The sequence below is a fragment of the Pseudomonas sp. LBUM1652 genome (assembly GCF_059716105.1).
In genome coordinates this window covers 4,990,842-5,016,902 of record NZ_CP166804.1, presented here as the reverse complement: position 1 = coordinate 5,016,902, position 26,061 = coordinate 4,990,842, and the positions used below count along the sequence as shown (strand labels likewise).

Genomic DNA, 26,061 nt, shown 5'->3' with positions numbered 1-26,061 from the left:
CATTTCGGGAGGCTTTCAAATGTCAGAGATCAAAGTCGTAATCGGCCAATCGCCTTTGGAGTCGGCGCTCTTCCAGCAGATTGTCGATAGTGCGGCGTTTGCTCAGGTTGGTTTTGGCGACTTCGACTACCGGTTCCTCAGCGTCAGCGTCCGCGGTGTCAACGTCGTCTTCTACGTCCAGTTGCTCTTTGTCGCTACTCATAAGGTTAACTCCGGCTAAGACTGCCTTTGGCGCCCCTTATATCGGTAATGCAGCAACGGGTAAAAAAGATTTTTTCAATCGATCAGTTAATAAATCTAATAGCCGGTCAATCGTCCGATGTTTTGGCCTTGTACTCGCACAAGTCTTCGATCCTGCAACTGCCACAGCGTGGCTTGCGCGCCAGGCAAACGTAGCGTCCGTGAAGAATCAGCCAATGGTGGGAGTCGAGCAGGAATTCCTTCGGCACAAATTTCATCAGCTTGTTTTCCACTTCAACCACGTTTTTGCCCGGTGCAATGCCAGTGCGGTTGCTGACCCGGAAAATGTGCGTGTCGACCGCCATGGTCAGTTGACGGAACGCCGTATTCAGCACCACGTTTGCGGTCTTTCGGCCTACGCCGGGCAAGGCCTCCAGCTCTTCACGCGTTTGCGGCACTTCACTGTTGTGGCGTTCGACCAGCATGCGGCAGGTCTCGATGACGTTCTTGGCCTTGCTGTTGTAGAGGCCGATGGTCTTGATGTATTCGGAAAGGCCTTCGACACCCAGCGCATAGATCGCCGCCGGGGTGTTGGCGATCGGGAACAACTTCGCCGTCGCCTTGTTGACGCCGACATCAGTCGACTGCGCCGAGAGAATCACCGCAATCAGCAATTCGAAGGGCGAGGAGTAGGCCAATTCGGTTTTCGGCTCGGGATTGTCTTCATGCAGTCGGCGAAAAATCTCAAGACGTTTTGCGGCATTCATGGGCGATGCGTTTCCTTGGGAATTGAGTTCGAGCGAGTCCACGCCTGACGGGCCGCAAGCAGCAGCCCCAATACGATGAAGGCGCCGGGAACCAGAGTGACCATGTGCAGCCCCTCACTGAATAAAACAAGACCTTGCCAGTGTTCTGATAGTCCGCGACCGAGGCTGCCATGACCGAGCAGTTCACGCATTACAGCGAGTACCAGCATCAATGTGCTGAACAAACCGCAGAGTTTGAGCCGTTCGATCCGCGTCTGGCGGAAAAATCCATGCTGTTCCAGCACCACGCACTGCAAGGCAATCAGGCCAGCATAAAGGCCAAAGTTCTGATGCCAGGGCAGATAAAAGCGTTGCGTAAAAATTTCCACACAACTGGTCAACGTAGCGGCGAGCAACAGGCTTGCCAGCAACGCACTTGAACCGTTAAGGCGCGAACGCAGGGGTGCCATGCAGACGCCATAGACCAGCACGACGGTGGCAAACATCATCAGCGTGCCCAGCGCACCGGCCAACGTTTGTGTGGTGCCAAGTAGCAGGACCAGCATCAGAGCATTCGACAGATTCATGTTCCACTTCCCAGCAACGCCGCGCGATGCTCATCGAAGTAACGCAGCGCATCATGGATTGCGTTGATCGCCGCGCGGGACGTGATGGTCGCACCGGCCATTTGATCAAATTGTCCCTGATCCTTTTTCAACGCCCAACCTGAATCCGTCGGCTCGTTGCTCGATTTGCCAACGAATGCCTGGAGCCAGATGTTAGGCCAGTCGCCGATCACGCCACCAAGCGCCGGGGTTTCGGTTTGTTTGAGGGTTTTCACGCCCAACAATTTTCCGCTCGCATCAATGGCAATCAGCAGCTCGATGCTCCCGGCATAACCCTGCGATTGACTACGCAGCAGCACTGCGACCGTTTGCCCGGCATTGGTCGCGCGATAACCGCCGCTCAGCGTGCTGTGGCTCAGGGCAATGTCGGCCAATGCCAGCGGCTGCTGCAGCGGTTGATTGTCATAAGTTTCTGAAGCGAGCACATCGAGCAGTTTGCGGCTGTCGAGCAGACGTTGCTCGGCAGCAATTTGCGGCGCATTGCTGCGTTGCACCAGATACGTCGCACCGATGCCGAACCCGGCCAACAGCAGCAGTATGAGTACGCTGGTCGTGCGGTTCATGGGGTCACCTGGGCTTGTCGGTTTGCGGCAAAACGCTCCAGCGCCGGCACGCAGAGATTCATCAGCAACACCGCAAACGCGACACCGTCCGGGTAACCGCCCCAGGTGCGGATCAGGTAAGTCAGCAGCCCGACACCGACACCAAACAGCAGGCGAGCGAGTGCGCTTTTTGCCCCGGATACCGGTTCAGTGATGATGAAAAACGCGCCGAGCATGGTCGCCCCGCTCAGCAGATGAAACAGTGGCGAGCCGTGAGAATCGGAGCCAGAGCCATTCCAGAACAGCAAACTGACCACAAACAGACTGGCAAGCATGCCAACCGGTGCATGCCAGCCGAACACCCGCCGTTGCAGCAAAAACAGCCCGCCGGCGAGAAACGCCAGATTCACCCATTCCACGCCACGTCCGCCGAAGCGCCCGAAGGCTGGATTGGCGGCGAACAGTTCATCGATGGTCAGGCTTTTGTTGATGCGCAGGCTGTCCAGTGCTGTCGCCTGAACCCAGGCGTCAGGAGCCTGACTTGGATTGAACACCTGCTGCACGGTGTCGAGCAGCCCCATGCCTTGGGCCGGCCAGTGGGTCATCGGCTGCGGGAACATCACTATGGCCAGCGCAAAACCGAGCATGGCCGGGTTGAATGGGTTTTTGCCAACACCACCGTACAGGTGTTTTCCAAACAGCAAGCCCGAAGCAATCGCGATCACCGTCAGCCACCACGGGCAATAAGGCGGCAGGGCAGCGGCGAGCAGTGTGGCGCTGACCAGTGCGCTGCCGTCGCTCAGTGTCGGCTGCAAAGGCTGTCGGCGCAGGCGTGTGACGCCTGTCTCGACGATCAATGCGCCGCCGACGGCCAACAACAAGTTGATCAACACCCCCCAACCGTACATCCAGAACAGCGCCAGCAGCCCCGGCAGCATGGCCAACAGCACCAGCTTCATCGCCTGTTGCAGGCGATCGTCCGGCGTCTCAAGGGGCGACATGGTCTTGCACCTGGCGCTCGGCGTCTTGCAGGCGGGCGCGGGCCTTGTCGAGGGTTTTGCCCGGCGTGTCGGCGCGGCGTTCGAGCTTATTGAGGTCGGCGCGGGCGTAGGCCAATTCGGTTTTCAGCTGTCGAAGCTGGCTGTCGATCGGATGTTTTTCCACGCGTACGAGGTCAGGCACGGGCTGATCACTGGCGGCTTCGGCAGCGTGCAGTGCCTGCTCGGCGTCACGCAGGGCCTGTTCCAGCGTGGCGATCTGCTGCGCGGGCGCCTTGGCGGTCTGGGCCTTTTTCAGCTCGGCGCGGCGCATGGCCAACTGGATCTTCGCCCGTTTCAGATCAGCATCCTTTGCCGGGACTGGCGCGACCGGAGCGTCGGGGGCGTTGCTTTCAAGTTTCGCCAGAGCCTGTTCGGCCGCTTCGAATTGCTGCTGCAAGACGATCAATTGCGACTGCTGCTCAAAAGTCGGCGGATGGCCGAAGGCTTTCAGGGATTTATGCAATTGTGCGCGGCTCATCGCCACATCGATCTTGGCTTTTTTCAACGCGGCATCGGCGGTCGCGGTTTTCTGCGCGCGCACACGTTCAAGTGCAGCCTGCACCGGGTCAGTTGCAGTGACTTCAGGTTGCGCCGCTTTTTTCGCTCGAGCCTCTCGCTCAGCCTGCTTCTGTTGTTCTTCGCGCAGCAAGCGATCGTTGCGTCGCTCAAAGCGCTGGCGGGCGTGATCGCGTTTGGCGGCGCGGGCGCGCTGTTCTTCAAGGCTGAAGGCCAGGCCACCGACCACCGGCAGCGTGCCGAGCGGCAGCGGATGCATTTCGATGCAGTCCACCGGGCACGGCGCCACGCAGAGGTCGCAACCGGTGCATTCGTCGATGATCACCGTGTGCATCAATTTGGCGGCGCCAACGATCGCGTCGATCGGGCAGGCCTGAATGCACTTGGTGCAGCCGATGCATTCGGCTTCGCGGATGTAGGCGACTTGGGGCGGTGCCGAGCCACGGCTGATATCCAGTTCCAGCACCGGCACTTTCAGCAACTCGGCCAGCGCCGCGACCGTTTCGTCACCGCCCGGCGGGCACTTGTTGATCGGCTCGCCCTCGGCGATGCCTTGTGCGTAGGGTTTGCATCCGGGATGGCCGCATTTGCCGCATTGGGTCTGGGGCAGCAGGGCATCGATGCGTTTAATCAGACTCATGTTTTGATCAGTCCACTGAATCCGAGAAAAATCACAGCCATCAGTCCGGCGCTGATCAGATCGATCGGCAAACCGCGAAAGGGCAGTGGAATATCGTTGTCGGCGCTGCGTTCGCGCAAATCACTGAACAGGCTCAGCACCAGCCAGAAGCCCAACCCGGCACCGAGACTCAGCGCCGTCGCCTGCAACAGGCCCTGATCGTTCTGCGCATTGATCAGCGCCAGGCCGAGCACGCCGGCATTGCCCAGTAACAGCGGCCACAAACTTTCGAACGGCCAGTCGGGCAGTCCGCGCGCCAGCAATTTCAGGATCGGCGCGATCAACAGCACGCTCAGCGGTAGAAACACGAACAGGCGCAGAGCTTCAAGTTGCAGCGGCACCAGCAGCCAGTGCCAGGCCGCGTAACTGAACACGCCGACCACCACCATCAGGCACAGCGTTGCCAGCCCCAGCGCATGCACTTGGCGGCGATTGCCAGCCAGCAGCGGATCGACGCCCAGCGGCCAGTGCAACACGAAGTTGTTGAGCAGCGCAGCACTGAAAAGCGTAAGCACAAGTTCGGTCATGGTTCTGCCGGCGAAACGGGCGGGTGTCTCATAAGGTTAGGCATTATCCGGCTGCCGCGAAGGGTGGGCCAGATATGAAAAATCCCACAGGCATGCGGAGCACGTCTGTGGGATCGATCTAACGCATAGACTTACTTGATGCGCTGACCCGGCTTGGCGCCGCTGTCCGGGCTCAGCAGGTAGATTTCTTCACCGCCAGGACCTGCCGCCATCACCATGCCTTCAGAGATACCGAATTTCATTTTCCGCGGCTTGAGGTTGGCGATCATCATGGTCAGGCGACCGTCGAGCTTGGACGGATCCGGGTAGGCACTCTTGATCCCGGAGAACACGTTGCGTTGCTCGTCACCGATGTCCAGGGTCAGGCGCAGCAGCTTATCGGCGCCTTCCACGTGTTCAGCCTTGACGATCAGCGCGACGCGCAGGTCGACAGCGGCAAAGGTGTCGAAGTCGATTTCCGCCGACAGCGGATCCTTGGCCAGTTCGCCATTGCCCGCAGGGGCGGTGGCACCGGTGTCGGTCTGGCTGGCGGTCAGGTCTTCTTTGGAGGCGTCGCTCATGGCTTGCACTTTTACCGGGTCGATGCGGGTCATCAGCGGCTTGAACTCGTTGAGCTGATGGTTGGCCAGCAGGGTGGTGTGGTCGTTCCAGGTCAGCGGCGCGACGTTGAGGAACGCCTCGGCATCGGCGGCCAGCAGCGGCAGCACCGGTTTGAGGAAGATCACCAGTTGGCGGAACAGGTTGATGCCGGTGGCGCAGATCGCCTGGACTTCATCCTGCTTGCCTTCCTGCTTGTTCAGCGACCATGGAGCCTTGTCGGCGATCCAGGCGTTGGCGCGATCGGCCAGGGCCATGGTTTCACGCATGGCACGGGCGAAGTCGCGGGCTTCATAGGCGTCGGCAATGCTTGGCGCGGCGGCGAGGAAGGCCTCGGTCAGCTCTGGCGCGGCATTGTTGTCGACCAGCAGGCCGGTGTTGCCTTTCTGAATGAAGCCGGCGCAACGGCTGGCGATGTTGACCACTTTGCCGACCAGGTCAGAGTTGACCTTCTGCACGAAGTCTTCGAGGTTCAGGTCGAGGTCATCGACGCCACGGCCCAGTTTGGCCGCGTAGTAGTAGCGCAGGTATTCCGGCGACAGGTGATCAAGGTAAGTACGGGCCTTGATGAAGGTGCCGCGGGACTTGGACATCTTCTGACCGTTGACGGTCAGGTAACCATGCACGTTGATGCCGGTTGGCTTGCGGTAGCCCGCACCTTCGAGCATCGCTGGCCAGAACAGCGCATGGAAGTTGACGATGTCCTTGCCGATGAAGTGGTACAGCTCGGCGGTGGAGTCCTTGCCCCAGAACGCGTCGAAGTCCAGCTCAGGCGTGCGGTCGCAAAGGTTCTTGAAGCTGGCCATGTAGCCGATCGGCGCATCCAGCCACACGTAGAAATATTTGCCCGGCTCGTCCGGGATCTCGAAACCGAAGTACGGCGCATCGCGGGAGATGTCCCACTGTTGCAGGCCAGCGTCCAGCCACTCGGCGATCTTGTTGGCTACGGCGTCTTGCAGGGTGCCGCTGCGGGTCCATGCCTGCAGCATTTCCTGGAAGTCCGGGAGCTTGAAGAAGAAGTGCTGGGAATCCTTGAGCACCGGGGTGGCGCCGGAGATTGCCGACTTCGGATCCTTCAGGTCGGTTGGTGCGTAGGTCGCACCGCATTTTTCGCAGTTGTCGCCGTACTGGTCTTCGGTGCCGCATTTCGGGCAGGTGCCCTTGATGAAGCGGTCGGCCAGGAACATTTTCTTTTCCGGGTCGAAATACTGGGTGATCGAGCGTTGGGCGATGTGCCCGGCGTCACGCAGCTTGAGATAGATCTGGCTCGACAGCTCACGGTTTTCTTCGGCGTGAGTGGAGTGGAAGTTGTCGAAGTCGACCAGGAACTCGGCAAAGTCGGCGCTGTGTTCAGCCTGCACGTTGGCGATCAGTTGTTCCGGGGTGATGCCTTCCTTTTCCGCGCGCAGCATGATCGCCGAACCGTGGGCGTCGTCGGCGCAGACATAAATGCATTGATTGCCGCGATGCTTCTGGAAGCGCACCCACATATCGGTCTGGATGTATTCCAGCATGTGGCCAAGGTGAATCGAACCGTTGGCGTAGGGCAGGGCGCTGGTGACGAGGATCTTGCGTGGTTCGGACATGTGGGGCTTCGCTACTTGATGAAACGGAGGTCGGCCACTATAAAGCGCCGGCCAAGATATTTCACCCCTGCAAATCGTTGCCGGGCATGCCGTCCGGAGGATAGAAGGGGTAGGATAGCGGCCATCTTTTCCCAGTCTTGTTATCGGAGTTGCCCATGAGTGCCGTCACTCGCGCAGCGGTGGAAGCCGTCCTCAGCCAATACACTGACCCTTACCTGAACCAGGACCCGGTCAGCGCCGGTTGCGTGAAAAACATCGAGATCATCGGTGATCGCGTCAACGTACAACTGGAAATCGGTTATGCCGCCGGTCTGTTCAAGAGCGGCTGGGCGCAATTGCTGCAACTGGCCATCGAAAACATCGACGGCGTGGTGATCGCCAGGGTTGAAGTCAACAGCGTGATCGCCGCGCACAAGGCCCAGGCGCAGATTCCGGGCCTGGCCAACGTCAAGAACGTGGTCGCCGTGGCATCGGGCAAGGGCGGTGTGGGCAAATCGACCACTGCGGCCAACCTCGCACTGGCATTGGCCCGTGAAGGCGCCAAGGTCGGGATTCTCGACGCCGATATCTATGGCCCGAGCCAGGGCATCATGTTTGGCATCCCCGAGCGCACTCGCCCAGAGGTCAAGGATCAGAAATGGTTCGTGCCACTCAAGGCCCATGGCGTCGAAGTCATGTCGATGGCATTCCTGACCGACGACAACACGCCGATGGTCTGGCGCGGGCCGATGGTTTCCGGCGCGCTGCTGCAACTGGTCACGCAAACCGCGTGGGGCGATCTGGATTATCTGGTCATCGACATGCCGCCAGGTACCGGTGACATCCAGCTGACTCTGGCGCAGAAAGTCCCGGTGGCTGGCGCCGTGATCGTCACCACCCCGCAGGATCTGGCGCTGCTCGACGCGCGCAAAGGCGTGGAGATGTTCCGCAAGGTCAACATCCCGGTGCTCGGTGTGGTTGAAAACATGGCTGTGCACATCTGCTCGAACTGCGGCCATGCCGAGCATCTGTTCGGTGAGGGCGGTGGTGAGAAGCTGGCGACTCAATACGGCGTCGAACTGCTGGCTTCGCTGCCGTTGTCGATGCTGATCCGCGAGCAGGCCGATGGCGGCAAACCAACGGTAATCGCCGAACCGGACAGCCAGATTGCCATGGTCTATCAGGAACTGGCCCGCCATGTCGGCGCGCGGATTGTCTTGCAGGAAGCGGCAACGCCGGCGATGCCGAATATCACCATCAGCGACGATTGATAAATCGGCCACGCTGAAAATCTGTAGGAGTGAGCCTGCTCGCGATGGCGGATTAACATTCAACGGATGTGTTGAATGGACTACTGCATCGCGAGCAGGCTCACTCCTACATTTGGTTTTGTGGTGTGTTTAGATTCGCAACCCGCCATCCATCTCCAGAATCCGCCCGGTGTAGTAGTCGTTCTCGAAGATGTACGCCGCCGAATGGGCGATCTCTTCCGGCTTGCCCATGCGCTTGAGCGGGATGCCCGCGGTCATCTTCTCCAGCGCTTCGGGCTTCATGCCCAGGGTCATCTCGGTTTCGATGAAGCCCGGGGCAATGCCCGCCACACGAATGCCATACCGCGCCAGCTCCTTGGCCCAGGTCACGGTGGCCGCCGCTACGCCAGCCTTGGCGGCTGAGTAATTGGTCTGGCCAACGTTGCCCGCGCGGGAGATCGACGAGATGTTGATGATTGCGCCGCTGTTTTTCAGCTCGACCATTTTTGCTGCCACTTCACGGGTGCACAGGAACACGCCGGTCAGGTTGACGTCGATCACCGCCTGCCACTGGGCCAGGCTCATCTTGGTCATTTCGCCGTCCTTGACCTTGAGCAGCAGTCCGTCACGCAGAATCCCGGCGTTGTTGATCAAACCGTGGATCGCACCAAAGTCGGCGGCGACCTGAGCAACCATGTGCTCGACCTGTTCTTCATTGGCGACGTTGCACAGATAGCTGCGCGCCTCGACGCCCTTGGCTTTGCAGGCGGCCACCGCGTCGTCGAGTTTTTCCTGGTTCAGATCGACCAAGGCCAGCTTCGCGCCTTTGCCGGCGAAATACTCGGCCATCGAGCGGCCCAGACCTTGGCAACCGCCAGTGATAATGATTACTTTGTCGTTGAGTTGCATTCGCATGCCCCGATAGCAGGTCAGAGTGGTGGTCCTTTTAGAGAGCCTCTCGATCTGCACCCGACATGGCCTGGCTGCACATGAGAATTGCCCCGAAGGTGACTGGAACGTATCCAAGGCACCTGTCCGTTTTTTCGACGGATTCTAATTAAGGAGTCATAAATTGAGCGTTGAAGCGGCCAAGAATGCCCGAGAATTGCTTCTCAAGGAATACCGGGGCGTGCTGTCGACCCACTCCAAATCGATGCCCGGTTTCCCCTTTGGCTCCGTCGTGCCGTATTGCCTGGACGAGCAGGGCCGGCCGCTGATCCTGATCAGCCGTATCGCCCAGCACACCCACAATCTGCAAAAAGACCCGAAATGCTCGATGTTGGTGGGCGAACGTGAGGCCGACGACGTACAAGCCGTTGGTCGCCTGACGTATCTGGCTGAGGCGCAAAAGCTCGAAGACCCGGCGGCCATCGAAGCGGCGGCGCAGCGTTACTACCGCTATTTCCCGGATTCAAAGAACTACCACAAGGCCCACGACTTCGATTTCTGGGTACTGAACCCGGTGCGCCATCGCTATATCGGCGGTTTTGGTGCGATTCACTGGATTGATCAACTGACCCTGGCCAACCCGTTTGCCGGCAAAGCCGAGATCAGCATGGTCGAGCACATGAACAGCGACCACGCCAAGGCCATCGCGCACTACGTCGATTTGGCCGGGCTGCCGAAAACCGAGCCGGCGCAACTGGCCGGGATCGACAGCGAAGGCATGCACCTGCGCATCGGTCAGGCGCTGTACTGGCTACCGTTTCAAGCGCCATGTCATACGCCGATACAAGTGCGCGAAGCCTTGGTTTCTCTGGCTCACGCAGAGGTTTGGCCAAAAAATGCAGGGGTCGACGCTTGAATTCACGAAAGGGCGACGTCATCTAAGGCTTACTGCAAGGCATTTCTTGCGTTGAGGAATCTTTGATGCGCCCTTTTTTGTTGCTCTTTCTGCTGTTTCCGGTGCTGGAGCTGTTCGTATTCGTCAAAGTGGCAGGGTCTATCGGGTTTTTCCCGGCCCTGCTGCTGATCATTCTCGGCTCGATGTTCGGTGTGTTCGTGCTGCGCGTCGCCGGTCTGGCCACCGCACTGCGTGCCCGTGAAAGCCTGAACCGCGGCGAACTGCCTGCGCAAACCATGCTTGAAGGCCTGATGCTGGCACTGGCCGGTGGCCTGTTGATCCTGCCTGGCTTCATCAGCGACGTGGTCGGTCTGGTGATGCTGCTGCCGTTCACCCGTCGTCTGCTGGCGAACAAAATGCGTCAGCGCGCCGAAGATCAGGCCATGCGTCAGCGTGCCTTTGCTGACGACCTGCAACCCCGTGGCGGTCCTGCACCGCGCGAGCCTATTGGCCGCGAAGGTGATGTGATCGAAGGCGAGTTCGAACACCGCGACACCAAATAACGTCTGCATCGACACGGCACCTTCGGGTGCCGTGCTCGTTTTTGCGCTCCTTTTACGACGAGCAACTGCGAAATTTTTTTAGCTGCGCCCTTGTAATAAGCTTATGCGCCCCTATGTAACGGTCACCGAAAGGTTTCCGACATTCGAGTCGGACAGACTTCCGCGGTTCGCTCGACGAATCGCAACCGGCGCAGGCCGGATTTGTTAAACCCGCCGGGACTACACCGGCCGATGAAAACCACAATTAGGAGAGATCGACAATGAAGCTTCGTCCTCTGCATGACCGCGTCGTTATCCGTCGCAGCGAAGAAGAAAAGAAAACCGCTGGCGGTATCGTCCTGCCAGGTTCGGCTGCTGAAAAAGCCAACCACGGTGTGATTGTCGCTGCAGGCCCAGGCAAGACTCTGGAAAACGGTGAAGTACGTGCGCTGGCCGTTAAAGTCGGCGACAAGGTTGTGTTCGGTCCTTACTCCGGCAGCAACACTGTGAAAGTCGACGGCGAAGACCTGCTGGTAATGGCTGAGAACGAGATTCTCGCTGTACTGGAAGGCTGATTTCCCGCTCATTTTCCCGCTACTACAAAGTATTTAAGGAATATCGATCATGGCTGCTAAAGAAGTTCTGTTTGGCGATTCCGCCCGTAAGAAAATGCTCAAGGGCGTCAACATCCTGGCTGACGCAGTGAAAGCGACCCTGGGCCCGAAAGGCCGTAACGTGATCATCGAGAAGAGCTTCGGCGCTCCGACCATCACCAAGGACGGCGTTTCCGTCGCCAAAGAAATCGAACTCGAAGACCGTTTCGAAAACATGGGCGCGCAGCTGGTCAAAGACGTTGCCTCCCGTGCCAACGATGACGCCGGTGACGGTACTACCACCGCTACCGTTCTGGCTCAGTCGATCGTCAACGAAGGCCTGAAAGCCGTCGCTGCCGGCATGAACCCGATGGACCTCAAGCGCGGCATCGACAAGGCGACCATCGCCATTGTCAAAGAGCTGAAAAACCTGTCCAAGCCATGCGCTGACACCAAGGCCATCGCTCAGGTCGGCACCATCTCGGCCAACTCCGACAGCTCCATCGGCGACATCATTGCCGAAGCGATGGAAAAAGTCGGTAAAGAAGGCGTGATCACCGTTGAAGAAGGCACTGGCCTGGAAAACGAACTGTCGGTTGTAGAAGGCATGCAGTTCGACCGTGGCTACCTGTCCCCGTACTTCGTCAACAAGCCGGAAACCATGGTTGCCGAGCTGGACAGCCCGCTGATCCTGCTGGTCGACAAAAAGATCTCGAACATCCGCGAAATGCTGCCAGTACTGGAAGCCGTTGCCAAAGCCGGCCGTCCACTGCTGATCGTATCGGAAGACGTTGAAGGCGAAGCCCTGGCGACTCTGGTAGTGAACAACATGCGTGGCATCGTCAAGGTTGCAGCCGTCAAGGCTCCAGGCTTCGGCGACCGTCGCAAGGCCATGCTGCAGGACATCGCCGTTCTGACCGGCGGTACCGTTATCTCCGAAGAGATCGGCCTGAGCCTGGAAAGCGCCACCCTGGAAAACCTGGGCAGCGCCAAGCGCGTGACCATCACCAAGGAAGCCACCATCATCGTTGACGGTGCTGGCGTAGAAGCCGACATCCAGGCGCGTATCGCTCAGATCCGTGCTCAGGTTGGCGAAACTTCGTCCGACTACGACCGTGAAAAACTGCAAGAGCGTCTGGCCAAGCTGTCCGGCGGCGTTGCAGTGATCAAGGTTGGCGCTGGTTCCGAAGTTGAAATGAAAGAGAAGAAAGCCCGCGTTGAAGACGCCCTGCACGCAACCCGCGCAGCCGTTGAAGAAGGCGTGGTACCTGGCGGTGGCGTTGCGCTGATCCGTGCTCTGGAAGCCATCCTGGACCTGAAAGGCGAAAACGCTGATCAGGACGTGGGTATCGCTGTTCTGCGTCGTGCTGTTGAAGCACCGATGCGCCAGATCGCTGCCAACAGCGGTGACGAGCCAAGCGTTGTGGTCAACGAAGTCAAGAACGGCAAAGGTAACTTCGGTTACAACGCTGCGACTGGCGAATACGGCGACATGATCGAAATGGGCATCCTGGACCCAACCAAGGTGACCCGTTCCGCTCTGCAAGCTGCATCGTCGATCGGCGGTCTGATCCTGACCACCGAAGCTGCAATTGCCGACGCACCGAAGAAAGACGGTGGCGCTGGTGGTGGCATGCCAGACATGGGCGGCATGGGTGGCATGGGCGGCATGATGTAAGCCAGCCTTACCCCCGTAACGCAAAACCCCGCCTGCGATAAGCTGGCGGGGTTTTTTATTGTCCGAATTTAAGCTTTGCACCAAACCCTGTGGGAGCGAGCCTGCTCGCGAAGGCGTCGAATCAGTCAGCATGAATGCTGAATAACACATCGCATTCGCGAGCAGGCTCGCTCCCACATTTGGATCTGTGTTTCAGGCGCTGACAGGTTGTGCTTTTACTACTGCATCCGCTTTCACCGCCGGGCGATACAGCACCCAGTAATACGATCCCAGACAAATCAGCCAGCAGAAGATCGCCGTCCACACGTTGTGCGAAAAGAAGTGCGCGCCCTGCATCATCCGGCTGATCGAGAACACCGAACCCAGTGCAAAGGCAAAGATGAACGCTTGTCTGGCCAGACGCGGACGCCGGTCACGCAGCACAAAGAACAGCGCAAACAAAGTGAACCCCGTGGCTGCATGACCGCCGGGCCAGCAACGGCCAGGCTTGTCGGTAGGCGGGCGATGGTCGAGCAGTTTGCTATAGGTTTCATGGCCGCCGAATTGCTCCAGGCTCCATGGGCATTGCACGGCTGTCACCGCTTTGACCGGTGTCACGAATGAAGTGGCCAAACCGAGCGAGAGCACCAGGCAGCCCAACTCGCGTTTGAACGGTTTCAGCCGCTCGATGAAAAACGAACCGATGAAGCCGAGAATGGCAAACACTGAAAAAGCGATCACCACCTGCTTGGCGCGGTCATGCAGGATGTCTTCAAGGAAGAAACTGTGGCGGCCGATGAAGTCGCCCGCGACCGGGTCGTAAAACAGCCGGGCCAGATCCATGTCCAGATCGGTCAGTTCCAGCAGCACCAGAATCAACGCCGCGAAGGCGGGAATGCCCAGGCACAGCCAGAGATTCAGCGGCCTTGAAACAGGACGGGCAGAGGTCGACACCATGGCAATTCCTTGGTCGGTAAGTGGGTTCGATGAGCGCAATTGCGCGGAGTCTGCGCGTGATGGCGTTGCTGATTTGTTAACCGAAAGTGAAAAAAACGTTGGCCGGCGCAATCCGTATCTTTATCGATAAACAACCCTACACACGCCTAGCCCTGAGCCACACTTGGCCGTAAGCTGCGCGGGCCACGACGGCCGTTACCGTGTACGGAGGAGGTGCCCATGCGAATTCTATTGGTCGAAGACAACCGCGATATCCTGGCCAATCTGGCCGATTACTTTGGGCTCAAGGGCTATACCGTCGATTGCGCCCAGGACGGACTGTCGGGCCTGCATCTGGCGGCCACCGAGCATTACGACCTGATCGTGCTCGACATCATGCTGCCCGGCATTGACGGCTACACGCTGTGCAAACGCCTGCGCGAAGATGCCCGCCGCGACACCCCGGTGATCATGCTCACGGCCCGCGATCAACTGGACGACCGTTTGCAGGGCTTCAAGTCCGGGGCGGACGATTACCTGATCAAGCCATTCGCTTTGTCCGAACTGGCCGCGCGGGTGGAAGCGGTAATGCGTCGTACCCAGGGCGGCGGGCGTCGGGCATTGCAGGTCGGTGATCTGAGCTACGACCTCGACACTCTGGAAGTGACGCGTGAAGGCAAGTTTCTGAAACTCAACCCTGTGGGGCTCAAGCTGCTCGCGGTGTTGATGCAGAAAAGCCCACACGTGCTGCGCCGGGAAATTCTTGAAGAAGCGCTGTGGGGAGATGACTGCCCGGACAGCGACAGCCTGCGCAGTCATGTCCACCAATTGCGTCAGGTGATCGACAAACCGTTCGCCAAGCCACTGCTGCACACCGTGCACGGCGTGGGTTACCGCTTGGCCGAGGGCCGTGATGGAGTTTAAGCAAAGCCTTTCCCAGCGGATCATCATTGCTTTCGCGCTGATGAGCGCACTGGTGGCCGGTGCATTCGCCATGGGTATCGTCGCGACGGTGCATCTGGTAGAGGAAAAACTGATTTCAGCGGGGCTGGGCGGCGATTTGCAGCGTCTGTTGCTGATGGACAATGTCTCGGACTGGAGCCATCGCCCAGAGCCGGACCAGTTGTTCTATTTCAGCGGCGGCCCGGGCGATTTCGACTTGCCCAAGGATCTGCGGCATCTCGATGCGGGGTTCCACGAAGTGTTCCGCGAGCAGCTGTCGTATCACGCGATGGTCGAAATCGTCGATGGTCGGCGTTATGTGCTGCTGCAGGACCAAAGCGATTTCGAAGAACGCGAGCGCGTGTTGTTTGCCGTGGTGCTGGTGGGTTTTGTGCTCAGTCTGGCGTTGGCGGTATTCCTCGGCTGGGTGCTTGCGCGCAAAGTGATGGCGCCGGTGGTGCGGCTGGCTCGGCAGGTTCGCCATCGCGATCAACTGCTGGGGCTGGCACCCCCACTGGCGCCGGACTATGCGGCTGATGAAGTCGGAGAACTGGCCGTGGCGTTCGACGCCACGCTGGGGCGTTTGCGTCAGGCATTGACCCGCGAACGGCTGTTCACCAGCGATGTCAGTCACGAATTGCGCACACCGCTGATGGTGTTGGCCAGCTCTTGCGAGTTGCTGCTGGAAAACCCGGCGATCGATCAACGCGGTCGCTCACAGGTCGAGCGTATTGCCCGGGCCAGTGAGGAGATGCGTGAACTGGTGCAAACCTTCCTGATGCTCGCCCGTGCCCAGCGCGAAGACGCGGGGGCGGCGCCGCAACAGAATATTGCCCAAGTGGCTGACAGCCTGCTGTGTGTCTGGCGCGAACCGATCGAAAGCAAAGGTTTGAATTTGCAGTTTGAAGCCGGCAACCCCGCCGCGACCTGCTACAACGCGACGTTGCTGACGGCGGTGATGGGTAACCTGTTGCGCAATGCTTGCCATTACACCGAGCAGGGTTTCATTCGCCTGACGCTCAGCGCCAACGGGTTTGTGGTCGAGGACTCTGGCGTGGGCATTCCCGAGGAGAAACGCGAGGCGATGTTCGAGCCGTTTGTCCGTGGCAGTGAAAAGCGCGGCGAAGGCCTGGGGCTTGGCTTGTCGCTGGTGCAGCGTATCTGCGAAAACCAGGGCTGGATTGTCAGTTTAAGTACGATGGAGCCCAATGGCTGCCGCTTCGAGGTAGATCTCGGCAAAATCTGACGCAAATAGTGGCTCCATGCTACTCCCGCCAACCTGTCCAAATCCTGTATAACGCTGTAATAATTTGCCGGTTTACCTGACAAAATTTTCACAACTGGATGACCTGACGCTGACATGCCGCTCCTTAAGGTGGTGTCATCAGTCATTCAGGAGTCCAGATGATGACCGGCCCGATCAAACTCGATTTTTCCGAAAAGTACGACGATCAACATGCGCAGAAATATTTGCGCAAGCATAAGGCAAGCCTGGGGCGTCGCCTGTCTCATTTGCGTGACGAACAGCTGGCCCGCAAGGCGCTGGCGCTGGCCGGCGAACCCGGCCTGGTGCTGGATTTGCCGTGCGGCGCCGGACGTTTCTGGCCGTTACTGGCGGAAAAACCCAACCGGGTGATCATCGGTGCGGACAATTCCGAATCGATGATCAAGACGGCGATGGAAGGACAACCGGCAGAAGTGGTGAAACGGGTACAACCTTTGCACACTTCTGCGTTCGACATTGCCTTGCCGGATAACGCCGTCGACAGCATTTTCTGCATGCGTTTGCTTCATCACATCGGTGAGGCCGAGCACCGCCGGGCGATTCTTCGCGAATTCGAACGCGTAACCCGTGACAGCGTCATCGTTTCATTGTGGGTCGACGGCAATTTCAAAGCCTGGAAACGCAAGCGTGCGGAGAAGGATCGTCCCAACCGCGATTACCAGAATCGCTTTTTGTTACCGGCGGCAACAGTCGAAAAAGAATTTGAAGAAGCGGGTTTCCGCATTCAGGAACAACTGGACTTTATTCCGCTCTATGCGATGTGGCGGGTTTACGTATTACGCAAGAGGTAACAGGATGGCAGTGCAATTTGCAGCAGAAACGGAAGTCGCTTCCCAGGATAGCTTCGACTACTACTGGAGTCAGCGCGGCGAGTGGGTCGAAGAGCCCAACGTTCGTCGTGGCGGTGAAAGTGGTGTGCAACGGATCGTGGGCAAGGACGGCCAACTGCTGTATGCCAAGCGCCAGACTGGACACATCTATCGCAGTTGGTTGCATCCGTTCGGACGTCCGACGGTATTGCGCGAGCTCGATGCCCTGACCGGCGTCAGCAAACTTGGTGTGCGAGTCCCGCAAATCGTTTTCTGCGGTGCCCAGCCTGATCCGCAGCACAAGTGGCGCGCGCTGTTGGTGACCAAGTCCCTGGACGGTTTTCAGGAACTGGAGCATTGGCTGGCCGCTGCCGGTGGTCGCGATCAGTGTGGCGATGCGATCTATGAGCGCGTGCTCAAGGATCTCGCCGAAAACTTGGCGCGGATGCACAAGGGCCGCTGGCAGCACAGCTGCATCTACATCAAACACGTGTTTGTGCGAGTGACCGGTGAAGGCGAGTCGGCCAAAGTCGAAGTCGCGTTGATCGATCTGGAGAAATGCCGCCAGCGCCTGACCGCCTATCGCGCCGCCTCCCATGACATGAAGCAATTGCGTCGCCACTCGTCGTTCCGCGACGCGGACTGGAAGAAACTCGTCTATTTTTACGAGACGGCGTTTGGCAGCGCTATCAAAGGTTTATAGCGATGAAACTCGAAATTGCACGAGGTTTGTTTTTGGTTGGAGCCTTGGCAGTTGCTTCACTGGCGGTGGCTGCCTGGGAGCAGCCCCGCATGCAGGTGGTTGGCGCGTCGATAGACGATGCTCACTGCGCGGTACCACGGGTGGCGAAAGCCTCCGTGGCGTCCAGGCCCGATCATGATTTGCTGCTGTTCATGTTCGGACTTTCTCAAGGGATGAGGCCACAGAGTTGAACCGATTGAAGCCCACATAAAAGGCCTCGCAAATGCGAGGCCTTTTTTATGCACAAAATTTGCGTCCGGCACCGCTCCCACAGGGTTACGCGGATGGTTTGGGATCAGGTTTCGCCAGCAGGGTGTAGATGCACGGCAACACAAACAACGTAAACAACGTCCCGATCGACATCCCCGTCGCAATCACCGTACCAATATCAAACCGGCTGACTGCTCCCGCTCCCGTTGCCAGAATCAGCGGCACCATGCCGAAGACCATCGCCGCCGTGGTCATCAACACCGGCCGCAGGCGAATCGCCGCCGCTTCTTCCACCGCTTCGCGTGCAGTCAGGCCCTTGTCCTTGCGCAACTGATTGGCGAATTCGACGATCAGGATTCCGTGTTTGCTGATCAGCCCGATCAGCGTCACCAGCCCGACCTGGGTGTAGATGTTCATGCTCGACCAGCCAAGGAACAGCGGAATCAGCGCGCCGCAGATCGACAGCGGTACCGTCACCAGAATCACCAGTGGATCGCGGAAGCTTTCGAACTGCGCCGCCAACACCAGGAAAATGATCGCCAAGGCCAACCCGAACGTCACCCACAACGCACTACCTTCCTGCACGAACTGGCGCGACGCGCCGCCGTAGTCGAAGGCAAAACCGGCCGGCGCTTCTTCCCTGGCGATCTGGAGCACGGTGTCGATCGCTTCGCCCATGCTCACCAAAGGGAATCCGGAGATCTTGGCCGCATTGAGCTGTTGGAACTGGTTGAGCTGACGCGGTCGCGCGCGATCACTGACCTTGATCAGGGTCGACAGGGGCAGCAGCTCGCCCTGGGTGTTTTTCACGTAGTAATTGTTCAGCCAGTCCGGGTTGTCGCGGTACGGCCGTTCGACCTGAGCGATGACCTTGTAGCTGCGACCTTCGATGGTGAAACGGTTGATTTCCGCCTCGCCAAGCAGCGTCGCCAAGGTGCCGCCCAGATCCTGCATCGACACGCCCATCTGCGCAGCCTTGGCGCGGTCGATATCGACCACCACCTCCGGCTTGTCGAAGGCCAGATCAAGGTCGACGAAGGCGAATTTGCCCGATTCCATGGCGCGCTTCTTGATCCGGTCGGCCACTTGCAGCAGAAGTTCGTAGTCGTTGGCGGTGTTGATCACGAATTCGAACGGCAAGCCTTCACCGGTGCCGGGCAGGGAGGGCAGGTTGAAGCCGAAGACCTGCAAACCGGGGATGCCTTCCAGTTTGCCTTGCACCTCGGGGAGGATTTCCATCTGGGTGCGACTGCGCTCGTTCCACGGTTTGAGCAGGAAACCGCCGATCCCGGCCTGCACGCCGTTGTAGCCATTGATCTGGAACGAGGAGTAGTACTCCGGGAATTCCTTGAAGATCTTGATGAACTCGTCGGTGTAGGTGTTCAGGTAATCGAGGTTGGTCGGTTGCGGGGCTTTGGCCATCATGAAAATGATGCCCTGGTCTTCGTCCGGCGCCAGTTCCGATTTGGTGAATTTCAGGAATACCGGGATCAGGCACAGCACGATCACCGCGAACACCAGCACCACCGGCCGGGTGTTCAGCGTGCCGTGGAGCATGCTCTGGTAGCGGCGCTTGAGGCTGTCAAAGATGCGGTCGAGGCGATGCGCCAGGCCACTGGGATTTTCTTCGTGGCGCAGCAAGAAGGCGCACATCATCGGCGACAGGGTCAGGGCGACCACCCCGGAAATCACCACGGCCCCGGCCAGGGTCAGGGCAAACTCCTTGAACAGCGCCCCGGTCAGCCCGGTGAGGAAGCCGATCGGTGCGTAAACGGCCGCCAGAGTAATGGTCATCGACACCACCGGCATGGCGATTTCCCTGGCGCCCTCAAGCGCTGCGTCGTAAGGCGTCTTGCCTTCCTCGATGTGTCGGTGAATGTTTTCCACCACGACAATCGCATCGTCGACCACCAGACCGATGGCGAGCACCATCGCCAGCAAGGTCAGCAGGTTGATCGAGTAGCCCATCATCTGCATGAAGAACATCACGCCGATCATCGACAGTGGAATGGTCACCACCGGGATCACCACCGAACGCAGTGCGCCGAGGAACAGGAACACCACCACGATCACGATCAGTACCGCTTCGAAGAGGGTTTTCACCACTTCGTCGATGGAGGCCTGAATGAACAGTGTGGCGTCGTAGGCAATCTCGCTCTTGAGATTGGGCGGCAGTTGGGCTTCCAACTCCGGCATGATCTTGCGCACTTCCTTGATCACATCCAGCGGGTTGGCCCCCGGCGACGACTTGATGCCGATGTACACCGACGGCGTGCCACCGAACGAGCTGACCGAGTCGTAGTTTTCCGCGCCCATTTCGACCCGCGCCACATCGCTGAGCAGCACACGGCTGTCGCCACTGACCTTGAGCGGAATCGCCGCGAATGCTTCAGCGGATTTCAATTCAGTGTTGGCGTTGATGCTGGTGACCACGTACTCGCCTTTCACTTCGCCCGCAGCGGAGAGGAAGTTGTATTGGCGTACCGCGTTGGTCACGTCGCTGGCGCTGAGGCCGAAACCGGCGAGCTTCACCGGATCGAGCCACAGGCGCATGGCAAACACCTGATTGCCGAGAATCTCCGCTTCGGCCATGCCCGGCAGGGTCGCCAGTTTCGGCTGGATAACCCGTGACAGGTAATCGGTAATCTGCGGGTTGCTCAGATCCTTGCTGAAGAAGCTGATGTACATCAGCGCCGAGGCGTCGGCAGACTCTTTGCTCAGCACCGGATCTTCGGCGTCCTGCGGCAGTTTGTTCTTCACCTCGTTGGCCTTGGCCAGCAGCTCGGTGAACAAGCGGTCGGTGTTGGAGCCGATGCGCGCGTAGATCGAAATCGTCGAGAAGTTCTGCCGACTGACCGACGTCATGTAGTCGATGCCCTCGGCGCTGGCCAGGCTCTGTTGCATCGGCTGGGTGATATAGCCCTGAATGGTTTCGGCGTTGGCCCCGGGATACGCGGTGGTCACCGTGATCAGGGCGTTTTCCATTTGCGGGTATTGGCGCAGCGGCAGCTTGCTCCAGGCCTGGAAGCCCAGCAGCACAATCAGCAGGCTGACCACGGTGGCGAGCACCGGGCGGCGGATGAACGGATCAGTAAAAGCCATGAGGATTCCTTGATCAGTCGGCGCGGCGCGGACTGTTCTGCTCGCCGAGGGTCTTGTCGTCGCTGATGGCAATGTGGGCGCCGTTGTCCAGTTTGATCTGGCCGGCCGTCACCACTTGTTCGCCGCTCTGCACGCCCTTGTTGATCATTACCAGGCCATCGCGGCGCTCACCGGTTTCGATGAAGCGGCGTTCGGCGATCAGCACCGGTTGGCCCTTGTCGTCTTTCTCGACGCTGCCGTCCTCGGCTTTCTTCTGTCCGACCACGTACAGCGAATTGCCATAGAGGGTATACGTGATCGCACTCTCAGGTACCACGACGTGCTTCTGTGGATTGGGCAGCAGCACTTCGAGGCTGGCGAACATGCCCGGCAGCAATTTGCTGTCGGGGTTGGCGAGGGTGGCGCGCACCAGAATATTGCGGGTGCTGCTTTCGACGATCGGGTTGATTGCGCTGATCTTGCCCGGGAAATTTTGCCCGGGGTAAGCGCCGGCCGAGATATTCACCGGTTGGCCGATGGCCAGTTTCGGCACCGATTGCTCGGGCACATAGAAGTCGGCGTAGAGGCTGCTCAAATCCTGCAGGGTGGCGATTTTGGTGCCGCTGGCGAGGTAGTCGCCGACGTCGACCTGACGGATGCCGATGGTGCCGCTGAAGGGGGCGAGGATGCGTTTCTTCGCCAGCGAGGCATTGAGCTGGTTGACCGTGGCCTTGTTCTTTTGCAGTACCGCCGAGAGCCGGTCGTACTCGCCTTTGGAAATCGCGCGGCTGTCGACCAGTTGGCTGCCACGGCCGAAGTCCAGTTGCGCCAGGCCCAGGTCAGCCCTGGCGGTTTCCAGCAGGGCGGTTTCCACGGCGCTGTCGAGTTGCAGCAGCGGTTGCCCGGCCTTGACCTTCTGCCCGGATTCGAACTTGAGTTCGGTAACGGTGCCGGCGACTTCCAGGCTCAGCTCGACGCCTTGCAGCGCCTTGAGCGTGCCGACGGTGGGCAGGCGCATCTGCCACGGCTGCTCGCTGGCATTGGCCACGGCGACACTGATCGGCGGTTTCGGCTTGGAGAAACCCTGGATCATGGTGTAGATCGAAAAGGCTTTATAACCGCCCAGCACCAGGACGATCAGCAAGACAACACCCAACATGATCAGCATGCGGCGACGCAGCATATTTCCATTTCCTTGGATAAATCAGGCGAGACAGGCGGGAACATTACTCCGAGTGCTGGGGGGATTCCAACTGGCAGTTTTTACAGGTTAGAGAGCAGAGGACGGCTGAACACAAAAACCGTGGTGAGGGGATTTATCCCCGACCGGCTGCGCAGCAGTCGTAAACCCGTCGCACGCCGTTCATTTGATAAACCGCGGTTGCTGGTTTGGGGCGGCTTCGCCACCCATCGGGGATAAATCCCCTCACCACAAAGTTCTGTAAACGCAGGGATATTACTGGTTCACGCCATCAGATGAAGATGGTTGTCCCAGAGCCCCGCCGGCAATTCCAGCGGTTTGGCCAGCAGTTCATCCTGACGGCAATCGTAGTAACGGCAGCGCCCTTGACCCGAGGTCACGACAAAACCGTCCTGCACGGCACCGACGCCGGCGCAATCGGGCAACGGTGCGTCGAGGCGCACTTCGCCGGTGTCCAGATCCCAGATGAAGAAGCGATTGCCGCGCGGTGCGGTCAACGCCACCAGACGCAAATCGCTGTGCACCGCGACACTGGCGGTGTAGTGACCCATCGATTGCAACTGATGCTCCGGCACCGGGAACGCCGTGAACGGTTGGCCCGGACGCTTGATCGCCAGCAGCTCCGAACGCTCGTGGGACGCGCCCATGAACTGCTGACCGGCGACGATGGTACCGTCGCTGGCAATCCCCAGATGGCGCACGCTGTTCATCTGCTGGGCGAGGGTTTCCTTGCTCAGCAGGGTGCCGTCGCGCTGCATCAATACCAGGCTTGGTTCCATGGCGTTGAGGTTCATGTCGACGCGGCTTTCCGCCTCGGTACGAATCCCGCCGTTGGCCACTACCAGCGTCTCGCCATCCGGCATCCATGACACCTGATGCGGGCCGAGGCCGTGGGTGGAAATTTCGCCGCTGTGCACCAGCCGCTCGCCTTCGAACTTGTACACCCCGAGCAGGCCACGACCGGGATCAGTGGTGTCGTTTTCGGTGGCGTACAGGTATTCGCCGTCCTTGTGCACCACGGCGTGGCCGTAGAAATGCCGGTTCGGCTGCGACGTCACGGTTTGCAGCAACGTGCCGTCGCGCAGGTCGATCAGATAGCTTTCGGTGCCCGGGCGGCGGGCGACGAACAGCGCAATCGACAGCGTCGGGTGGTTGATGATGTCGTGGCAACGCTGGCCGACTTCGGTGGCGAATACCCGCGTGCCGTCCAGTCGGTAGCCGACGGCGTAGTGTTTGCCGTCGGTATCGTCGCGCGCCGAGAGCAACAACGGGCTCTGATCCTTGCGCTTGAACAGCGTCCAGCCGCCCAGTGTCACTGCTCCCAGCAGCAAACTACCTAAAGTCAGAGCCTGGCGTCGCAGCATGGCAGTTGCCCTCATCAGTCACCGTCGTTGGCGTTGAAGCCCAGTTGGATACCCAGCGCCTTGGCCAGTTCGCCTTCGTGCAGGCGATGGACGACGTTGAGGCTGTCGTAGATATCGTTGAGTTGCTGGCGACCGGCGTCGTCTTCGAGCATTTCGCCGAGCGAACGCTGGGTGCTGTCGAACAGCTTCAGCGACGCGGCGTAGGCAGCATCGATCTTGTCCGCCAGTGGTTTTTGCTCAGCCGGCAGCAGGCCGCGCAGGCCTTTGTTGTCGACGCCTTCCCAGACGGTTTTGGCGGCGGCAAGGCTCGCTTCCAGTGCGCTCAGGGAAGATTGGCTGCGCCAGGCATCGGCCTGGAACGGCTGCGGCACGCCTTTGCTCTGGCGGCCCATCGGCGTGCCGAGTTTTTTCTTCAGGGTGTCGATGGCGGTGACCTGCACACGCAGCAGATCGGCGATCGCTTCGTGAGAGTCGGCGTAGCGCTGGTTCGGGAACTTGCTCATCTGCGCGAGCATGCCGTCGGTGTTGTTCCAGCTTTGCAGAATTTCTTCGGCCAGTTGCTTCTGGCGTTCGCCGATGGCGATCAACAGTGGGCAGTACTTGGCTTTCTGTTCTTCGTTGGCAACGTCAGGCTTGGCATCGAACAGGATGTACTCGTAAGCCGACAGGCCCTGAACCACCACGCTCGATTTGGCCAGTGCGGCAGCATCGATCTGCGGCTGGGCGACGACCAGTTGCTCGACCTGACGGCCGACGAGGTTTTTCTTGTCCGGCCAGAATTGCACCTGCCACGAACGGTTGCCTTCGGCCAGTGGGCCGATCAGCAGCGGTTGCAACTCGGCCCAGGCTTTCTGCGCGTGCAGGAAGTCGGCGCGGGCGGTTTCCAGGGTTTCTTTGCCCTGGCAGTAGGCGAGGGCGCTGACGGCCAGTTGCTTGTCGGCTTCAACCCAACGGGTGTAGGTCGGCAGAATCACCGATTTGGCGATAGCGGCCGAAGTGACGGCTTGCGGATCCTGCGGCGAGCAAGCGCCGAGGGCGAGCGCGGCAAGGCTGGTGAACAACAACTTGGGACGGAACATGTCGGGCTCCCGATTCTTTTAAGTGTTTAAAGTGAATTCAGAAACGCCAGCAGCGCGGCACGCTGCCCGGCATTGAACGATAAAACCTGTTGCTGGGCCGCTTTCGCTTCGCCGCCGTGCCAGAGCACCGCTTCGAGCAGATTGCGCGCGCGACCGTCATGCAAAAACTGGGTGTGGCCACTGACCGCTTGCGTCAGGCCGATCCCCCACAACGGCGGCGTGCGCCAGTCGCGACCGGAGGCCTGGAATTCCGTGCGGTTGTCGGCCAGACCGTCGCCCATGTCATGCAGCAGCAGATCGCTGTACGGGCGAATCACTTGATTGGCCAGTTCAGGTTCGGCCGCGTTGGCGGCGGTGGTGTATTTCGGAGTGTGGCAGGACTGGCACCCAGCCTGGAAAAACAGGTTTTTGCCGGCCAGCACTTGTTCATCGTTGATGCCACGGCGCGCAGGAACAGCGAGGTTGCGGCTGTAGAACAGCACCAGGCGCAGAATGTTGTCGCTGACTTCCGGCTCGCCGTCCGGGCCATTGCCATTCGGTGCCTGCTTGCAAGCGGTTTGCGCGTCGGTGCAGTCATCGAAGGGCCTCAGGCTGGTCGTGAGACCCATATCACCTGAAAACGCGTGAACATTCTGTTGATTGAGGTTTGGCTGTCCGGCTTTCCAGCCAAAGCGACCGATCACGGTTTTCTGCAACTCGTCGTCCCAAACCCGGTTTGGCCGACCGTTGATGCCGTTTTTCTCTTTGGCCTGCGCGGTGGCATTGGCGAGGATTGCGTCTTCGGGGATCGCTTCGAGCAGGCCGAGGCCGATCATCGGCGGCGCGATCCGCGCGGAGAAACGCGTATCCGGGTGCATCGGCCCGTAGCCAAGTTGGGTGATCTGCAACACCGGTTTACGCAACTCGACTTCGGTGCCGTCCTTGAAACGAACAGGCACCGGCGTGTAGTCGACTCGCACTTTGCCTTCCGGAGTGACACCGGGCACCGCCATGTCCTGGAACTGGCCGCCGTAGACCGGCTCCGGCACCACACCGACCTGCTCGATCAGCTTGGCAAACTCTGGCGAATCGGGAATCGACAGGCGTACCAGCATCGATACCGCGTTGGTCGCGCCGGTTTCTGGCGGATGACCGCGACCGTCCTTGATGTGGCAGTTCTGGCAGGCGTTGGTGTTGAACAGCGGGCCGAGGCCGTCGCGCGCGGTGGTGGTCGACGGGGCGATCACCCAAGGGCTGCGGAAGAAGCTGTTGCCGACGCTGAAATCCACCCGGCGCGACGGCGGCAGGTTGGCCGAAGGCAGGGAGAACGCGTTCTGATCGGTCTTGCGCACGGTCGCCGCACCACCCGAGCGTGCTTCACCCGGCTCGGCCTGGGTAAAGCGCGGGGCGTCATCGCAGGCACTCAGGCCCAGGGCCAGAAACAGTGCGGACAAGCGAAGAGGCAGCGAGGGCATCAGACATCCTGAAGACGTGCGAAAACAAAGGCGCAAAGTCTAACAGGGCGAGGGAGTTTGAATAAGAGGAATTATCGTTTGCTTGATGTGAGGTAAACCTTCAAGCCAATGCAAA

The 26,061-nt window shown here is 59.5% G+C and carries 25 protein-coding genes; 10 read left to right on the top strand and 15 right to left on the bottom strand.

Features of this window, described 5'->3' with window-relative positions:
* Positions 1-22: 22 nt before the first annotated feature.
* From ACA069_RS22605 to metG, 8 genes are all read right to left on the bottom strand, one after another.
* Complete coding sequence (locus tag ACA069_RS22605) at positions 23-202, bottom strand: PA3496 family putative envelope integrity protein (protein WP_401272110.1); 180 nt, start codon at positions 200-202, stop codon at positions 23-25.
* Between the two features lie 106 nt (positions 203-308).
* Positions 309-947 (bottom strand): endonuclease III, encoded by a 639-nt coding sequence (nth, locus tag ACA069_RS22600; RefSeq protein ID WP_187678169.1) that lies wholly within the window; start codon positions 945-947, stop codon positions 309-311.
* Complete coding sequence (locus ACA069_RS22595; protein WP_497615253.1) at positions 944-1,513, bottom strand: Rnf-Nqr domain containing protein; 570 nt, start codon at positions 1,511-1,513, stop codon at positions 944-946. The genes nth and ACA069_RS22595 overlap by 4 nt, the downstream gene beginning before the upstream one ends.
* On the bottom strand, positions 1,510-2,115 hold the full coding sequence (locus ACA069_RS22590) for an RnfABCDGE type electron transport complex subunit G (RefSeq protein ID WP_497615252.1): 606 nt from the start codon (positions 2,113-2,115) through the stop codon (positions 1,510-1,512). The genes ACA069_RS22595 and ACA069_RS22590 overlap by 4 nt, the downstream gene beginning before the upstream one ends.
* A complete protein-coding gene (locus ACA069_RS22585; RefSeq protein WP_187678166.1) occupies positions 2,112-3,095 on the bottom strand; it encodes an RnfABCDGE type electron transport complex subunit D in 984 nt (327 codons plus the stop codon). Before ACA069_RS22585 ends, ACA069_RS22590 begins: the two co-directional genes overlap by 4 nt.
* Positions 3,082-4,290, bottom strand: coding sequence for an electron transport complex subunit RsxB (gene rsxB, locus ACA069_RS22580; RefSeq protein WP_497615251.1), 1,209 nt, complete (start codon positions 4,288-4,290; stop codon positions 3,082-3,084). Before rsxB ends, ACA069_RS22585 begins: the two co-directional genes overlap by 14 nt.
* Entirely contained in the window at positions 4,287-4,856 is a 570-nt protein-coding gene (locus tag ACA069_RS22575; protein ID WP_497615250.1) for an electron transport complex protein RnfA, read from the bottom strand. The genes rsxB and ACA069_RS22575 overlap by 4 nt, the downstream gene beginning before the upstream one ends.
* 131 nt (positions 4,857-4,987) lie before the next feature.
* On the bottom strand, positions 4,988-7,039 hold the full coding sequence (metG, locus tag ACA069_RS22570) for a methionine--tRNA ligase (protein ID WP_497615249.1): 2,052 nt from the start codon (positions 7,037-7,039) through the stop codon (positions 4,988-4,990).
* A gap of 155 nt (positions 7,040-7,194) precedes the next feature.
* Between metG and apbC the strand changes: the two genes are divergently transcribed.
* On the top strand, positions 7,195-8,289 hold the full coding sequence (gene apbC / locus ACA069_RS22565; RefSeq protein WP_187678162.1) for an iron-sulfur cluster carrier protein ApbC: 1,095 nt from the start codon (positions 7,195-7,197) through the stop codon (positions 8,287-8,289).
* A 129-nt stretch (positions 8,290-8,418) separates the two neighbouring features.
* On the opposite strand, the gene ACA069_RS22560 is transcribed toward apbC, so the two are convergent.
* The gene (locus ACA069_RS22560) at positions 8,419-9,177 is read right to left on the bottom strand and encodes an SDR family oxidoreductase (RefSeq protein ID WP_401218582.1); all 759 of its coding nucleotides are present in this window, start codon (positions 9,175-9,177) and stop codon (positions 8,419-8,421) included.
* A 163-nt stretch (positions 9,178-9,340) separates the two neighbouring features.
* Here ACA069_RS22560 and ACA069_RS22555 point away from each other — a divergent pair, with 163 nt between their 5' ends.
* The 4 genes from ACA069_RS22555 to groL all read left to right on the top strand — a co-directional run bounded on the left by ACA069_RS22555 (position 9,341) and on the right by groL (position 12,864).
* Positions 9,341-10,072 carry a HugZ family pyridoxamine 5'-phosphate oxidase gene (locus ACA069_RS22555; RefSeq protein WP_497615248.1) on the top strand — a complete coding sequence of 244 codons (732 nt, stop codon included), beginning with the start codon at positions 9,341-9,343 and terminating at the stop codon, positions 10,070-10,072.
* A 65-nt stretch (positions 10,073-10,137) separates the two neighbouring features.
* The gene (locus tag ACA069_RS22550) at positions 10,138-10,614 is read left to right on the top strand and encodes an FxsA family protein (RefSeq protein ID WP_187678159.1); all 477 of its coding nucleotides are present in this window, start codon (positions 10,138-10,140) and stop codon (positions 10,612-10,614) included.
* A gap of 260 nt (positions 10,615-10,874) precedes the next feature.
* The gene (locus ACA069_RS22545) at positions 10,875-11,168 is read left to right on the top strand and encodes a co-chaperone GroES (RefSeq protein ID WP_003227685.1); all 294 of its coding nucleotides are present in this window, start codon (positions 10,875-10,877) and stop codon (positions 11,166-11,168) included.
* A gap of 49 nt (positions 11,169-11,217) precedes the next feature.
* Positions 11,218-12,864 (top strand): chaperonin GroEL, encoded by a 1,647-nt coding sequence (gene groL / locus ACA069_RS22540; protein ID WP_489878835.1) that lies wholly within the window; start codon positions 11,218-11,220, stop codon positions 12,862-12,864.
* 192 nt (positions 12,865-13,056) lie between these two features.
* Here the strand turns inward: groL and ACA069_RS22535 are convergent, their stop codons facing one another.
* A complete protein-coding gene (locus tag ACA069_RS22535) occupies positions 13,057-13,800 on the bottom strand; it encodes a phosphatase PAP2 family protein (RefSeq protein ID WP_497615247.1) in 744 nt (247 codons plus the stop codon).
* 219 nt (positions 13,801-14,019) lie between these two features.
* Here ACA069_RS22535 and ACA069_RS22530 point away from each other — a divergent pair, with 219 nt between their 5' ends.
* From ACA069_RS22530 to ACA069_RS22510, 5 genes are all read left to right on the top strand, one after another.
* A complete protein-coding gene (locus ACA069_RS22530; protein ID WP_497615246.1) occupies positions 14,020-14,703 on the top strand; it encodes a response regulator transcription factor in 684 nt (227 codons plus the stop codon).
* Positions 14,693-15,967, top strand: coding sequence for a sensor histidine kinase (locus ACA069_RS22525; RefSeq protein ID WP_497615245.1), 1,275 nt, complete (start codon positions 14,693-14,695; stop codon positions 15,965-15,967). The genes ACA069_RS22530 and ACA069_RS22525 overlap by 11 nt, the downstream gene beginning before the upstream one ends.
* 161 nt (positions 15,968-16,128) lie before the next feature.
* The gene (locus tag ACA069_RS22520) at positions 16,129-16,797 is read left to right on the top strand and encodes a class I SAM-dependent methyltransferase (protein WP_187678153.1); all 669 of its coding nucleotides are present in this window, start codon (positions 16,129-16,131) and stop codon (positions 16,795-16,797) included.
* Positions 16,798-16,801: 4 nt separating this feature from the next.
* Entirely contained in the window at positions 16,802-17,518 is a 717-nt protein-coding gene (locus ACA069_RS22515) for a lipopolysaccharide kinase InaA family protein (RefSeq protein ID WP_497615244.1), read from the top strand.
* Positions 17,519-17,520: 2 nt separating this feature from the next.
* On the top strand, positions 17,521-17,748 hold the full coding sequence (locus tag ACA069_RS22510; protein ID WP_497615243.1) for a hypothetical protein: 228 nt from the start codon (positions 17,521-17,523) through the stop codon (positions 17,746-17,748).
* A gap of 85 nt (positions 17,749-17,833) precedes the next feature.
* On the opposite strand, the gene ACA069_RS22505 is transcribed toward ACA069_RS22510, so the two are convergent.
* The 5 genes from ACA069_RS22505 to ACA069_RS22485 form a co-directional block, all read right to left on the bottom strand.
* Positions 17,834-20,869, bottom strand: coding sequence for a multidrug efflux RND transporter permease subunit (locus tag ACA069_RS22505; protein ID WP_187678150.1), 3,036 nt, complete (start codon positions 20,867-20,869; stop codon positions 17,834-17,836).
* A 13-nt stretch (positions 20,870-20,882) separates the two neighbouring features.
* The gene (locus ACA069_RS22500) at positions 20,883-22,031 is read right to left on the bottom strand and encodes an efflux RND transporter periplasmic adaptor subunit (protein WP_401271822.1); all 1,149 of its coding nucleotides are present in this window, start codon (positions 22,029-22,031) and stop codon (positions 20,883-20,885) included.
* 281 nt (positions 22,032-22,312) lie between these two features.
* A complete protein-coding gene (locus ACA069_RS22495; protein WP_187678148.1) occupies positions 22,313-23,413 on the bottom strand; it encodes a DUF1513 domain-containing protein in 1,101 nt (366 codons plus the stop codon).
* A gap of 14 nt (positions 23,414-23,427) precedes the next feature.
* Positions 23,428-24,492, bottom strand: coding sequence for an imelysin family protein (locus ACA069_RS22490; protein ID WP_489878839.1), 1,065 nt, complete (start codon positions 24,490-24,492; stop codon positions 23,428-23,430).
* A gap of 26 nt (positions 24,493-24,518) precedes the next feature.
* Positions 24,519-25,946 carry a di-heme oxidoreductase family protein gene (locus tag ACA069_RS22485; RefSeq protein ID WP_497615242.1) on the bottom strand — a complete coding sequence of 476 codons (1,428 nt, stop codon included), beginning with the start codon at positions 25,944-25,946 and terminating at the stop codon, positions 24,519-24,521.
* Positions 25,947-26,061: the final 115 nt, after the last annotated feature.

Excerpts from the sequence above, each read along its gene's own strand:
- ACA069_RS22605 (WP_401272110.1), bottom strand. The coding sequence starts at position 202 with ATGAGTAGCGACAAAGAGCAACTGGACGTAGAAGACGACGTTGACACC.
- nth (WP_187678169.1), bottom strand. The coding sequence starts at position 947 with ATGAATGCCGCAAAACGTCTTGAGATTTTTCGCCGACTGCATGAAGAC.
- ACA069_RS22595 (WP_497615253.1), bottom strand. The coding sequence starts at position 1,513 with ATGAATCTGTCGAATGCTCTGATGCTGGTCCTGCTACTTGGCACCACA.
- ACA069_RS22590 (WP_497615252.1), bottom strand. The coding sequence starts at position 2,115 with ATGAACCGCACGACCAGCGTACTCATACTGCTGCTGTTGGCCGGGTTC.
- ACA069_RS22585 (WP_187678166.1), bottom strand. The coding sequence starts at position 3,095 with ATGTCGCCCCTTGAGACGCCGGACGATCGCCTGCAACAGGCGATGAAG.
- rsxB (WP_497615251.1), bottom strand. The coding sequence starts at position 4,290 with ATGAGTCTGATTAAACGCATCGATGCCCTGCTGCCCCAGACCCAATGC.
- ACA069_RS22575 (WP_497615250.1), bottom strand. The coding sequence starts at position 4,856 with ATGACCGAACTTGTGCTTACGCTTTTCAGTGCTGCGCTGCTCAACAAC.
- metG (WP_497615249.1), bottom strand. The coding sequence starts at position 7,039 with ATGTCCGAACCACGCAAGATCCTCGTCACCAGCGCCCTGCCCTACGCC.
- apbC (WP_187678162.1), top strand. The coding sequence starts at position 7,195 with ATGAGTGCCGTCACTCGCGCAGCGGTGGAAGCCGTCCTCAGCCAATAC.
- ACA069_RS22560 (WP_401218582.1), bottom strand. The coding sequence starts at position 9,177 with ATGCAACTCAACGACAAAGTAATCATTATCACTGGCGGTTGCCAAGGT.
- ACA069_RS22550 (WP_187678159.1), top strand. The coding sequence starts at position 10,138 with ATGCGCCCTTTTTTGTTGCTCTTTCTGCTGTTTCCGGTGCTGGAGCTG.
- ACA069_RS22545 (WP_003227685.1), top strand. The coding sequence starts at position 10,875 with ATGAAGCTTCGTCCTCTGCATGACCGCGTCGTTATCCGTCGCAGCGAA.
- groL (WP_489878835.1), top strand. The coding sequence starts at position 11,218 with ATGGCTGCTAAAGAAGTTCTGTTTGGCGATTCCGCCCGTAAGAAAATG.
- ACA069_RS22535 (WP_497615247.1), bottom strand. The coding sequence starts at position 13,800 with ATGGTGTCGACCTCTGCCCGTCCTGTTTCAAGGCCGCTGAATCTCTGG.
- ACA069_RS22530 (WP_497615246.1), top strand. The coding sequence starts at position 14,020 with ATGCGAATTCTATTGGTCGAAGACAACCGCGATATCCTGGCCAATCTG.
- ACA069_RS22525 (WP_497615245.1), top strand. The coding sequence starts at position 14,693 with ATGGAGTTTAAGCAAAGCCTTTCCCAGCGGATCATCATTGCTTTCGCG.
- ACA069_RS22520 (WP_187678153.1), top strand. The coding sequence starts at position 16,129 with ATGACCGGCCCGATCAAACTCGATTTTTCCGAAAAGTACGACGATCAA.
- ACA069_RS22515 (WP_497615244.1), top strand. The coding sequence starts at position 16,802 with ATGGCAGTGCAATTTGCAGCAGAAACGGAAGTCGCTTCCCAGGATAGC.
- ACA069_RS22510 (WP_497615243.1), top strand. The coding sequence starts at position 17,521 with ATGAAACTCGAAATTGCACGAGGTTTGTTTTTGGTTGGAGCCTTGGCA.
- ACA069_RS22505 (WP_187678150.1), bottom strand. The coding sequence starts at position 20,869 with ATGGCTTTTACTGATCCGTTCATCCGCCGCCCGGTGCTCGCCACCGTG.
- ACA069_RS22500 (WP_401271822.1), bottom strand. The coding sequence starts at position 22,031 with ATGCTGCGTCGCCGCATGCTGATCATGTTGGGTGTTGTCTTGCTGATC.
- ACA069_RS22495 (WP_187678148.1), bottom strand. The coding sequence starts at position 23,413 with ATGCTGCGACGCCAGGCTCTGACTTTAGGTAGTTTGCTGCTGGGAGCA.
- ACA069_RS22490 (WP_489878839.1), bottom strand. The coding sequence starts at position 24,492 with ATGTTCCGTCCCAAGTTGTTGTTCACCAGCCTTGCCGCGCTCGCCCTC.
- ACA069_RS22485 (WP_497615242.1), bottom strand. The coding sequence starts at position 25,946 with ATGCCCTCGCTGCCTCTTCGCTTGTCCGCACTGTTTCTGGCCCTGGGC.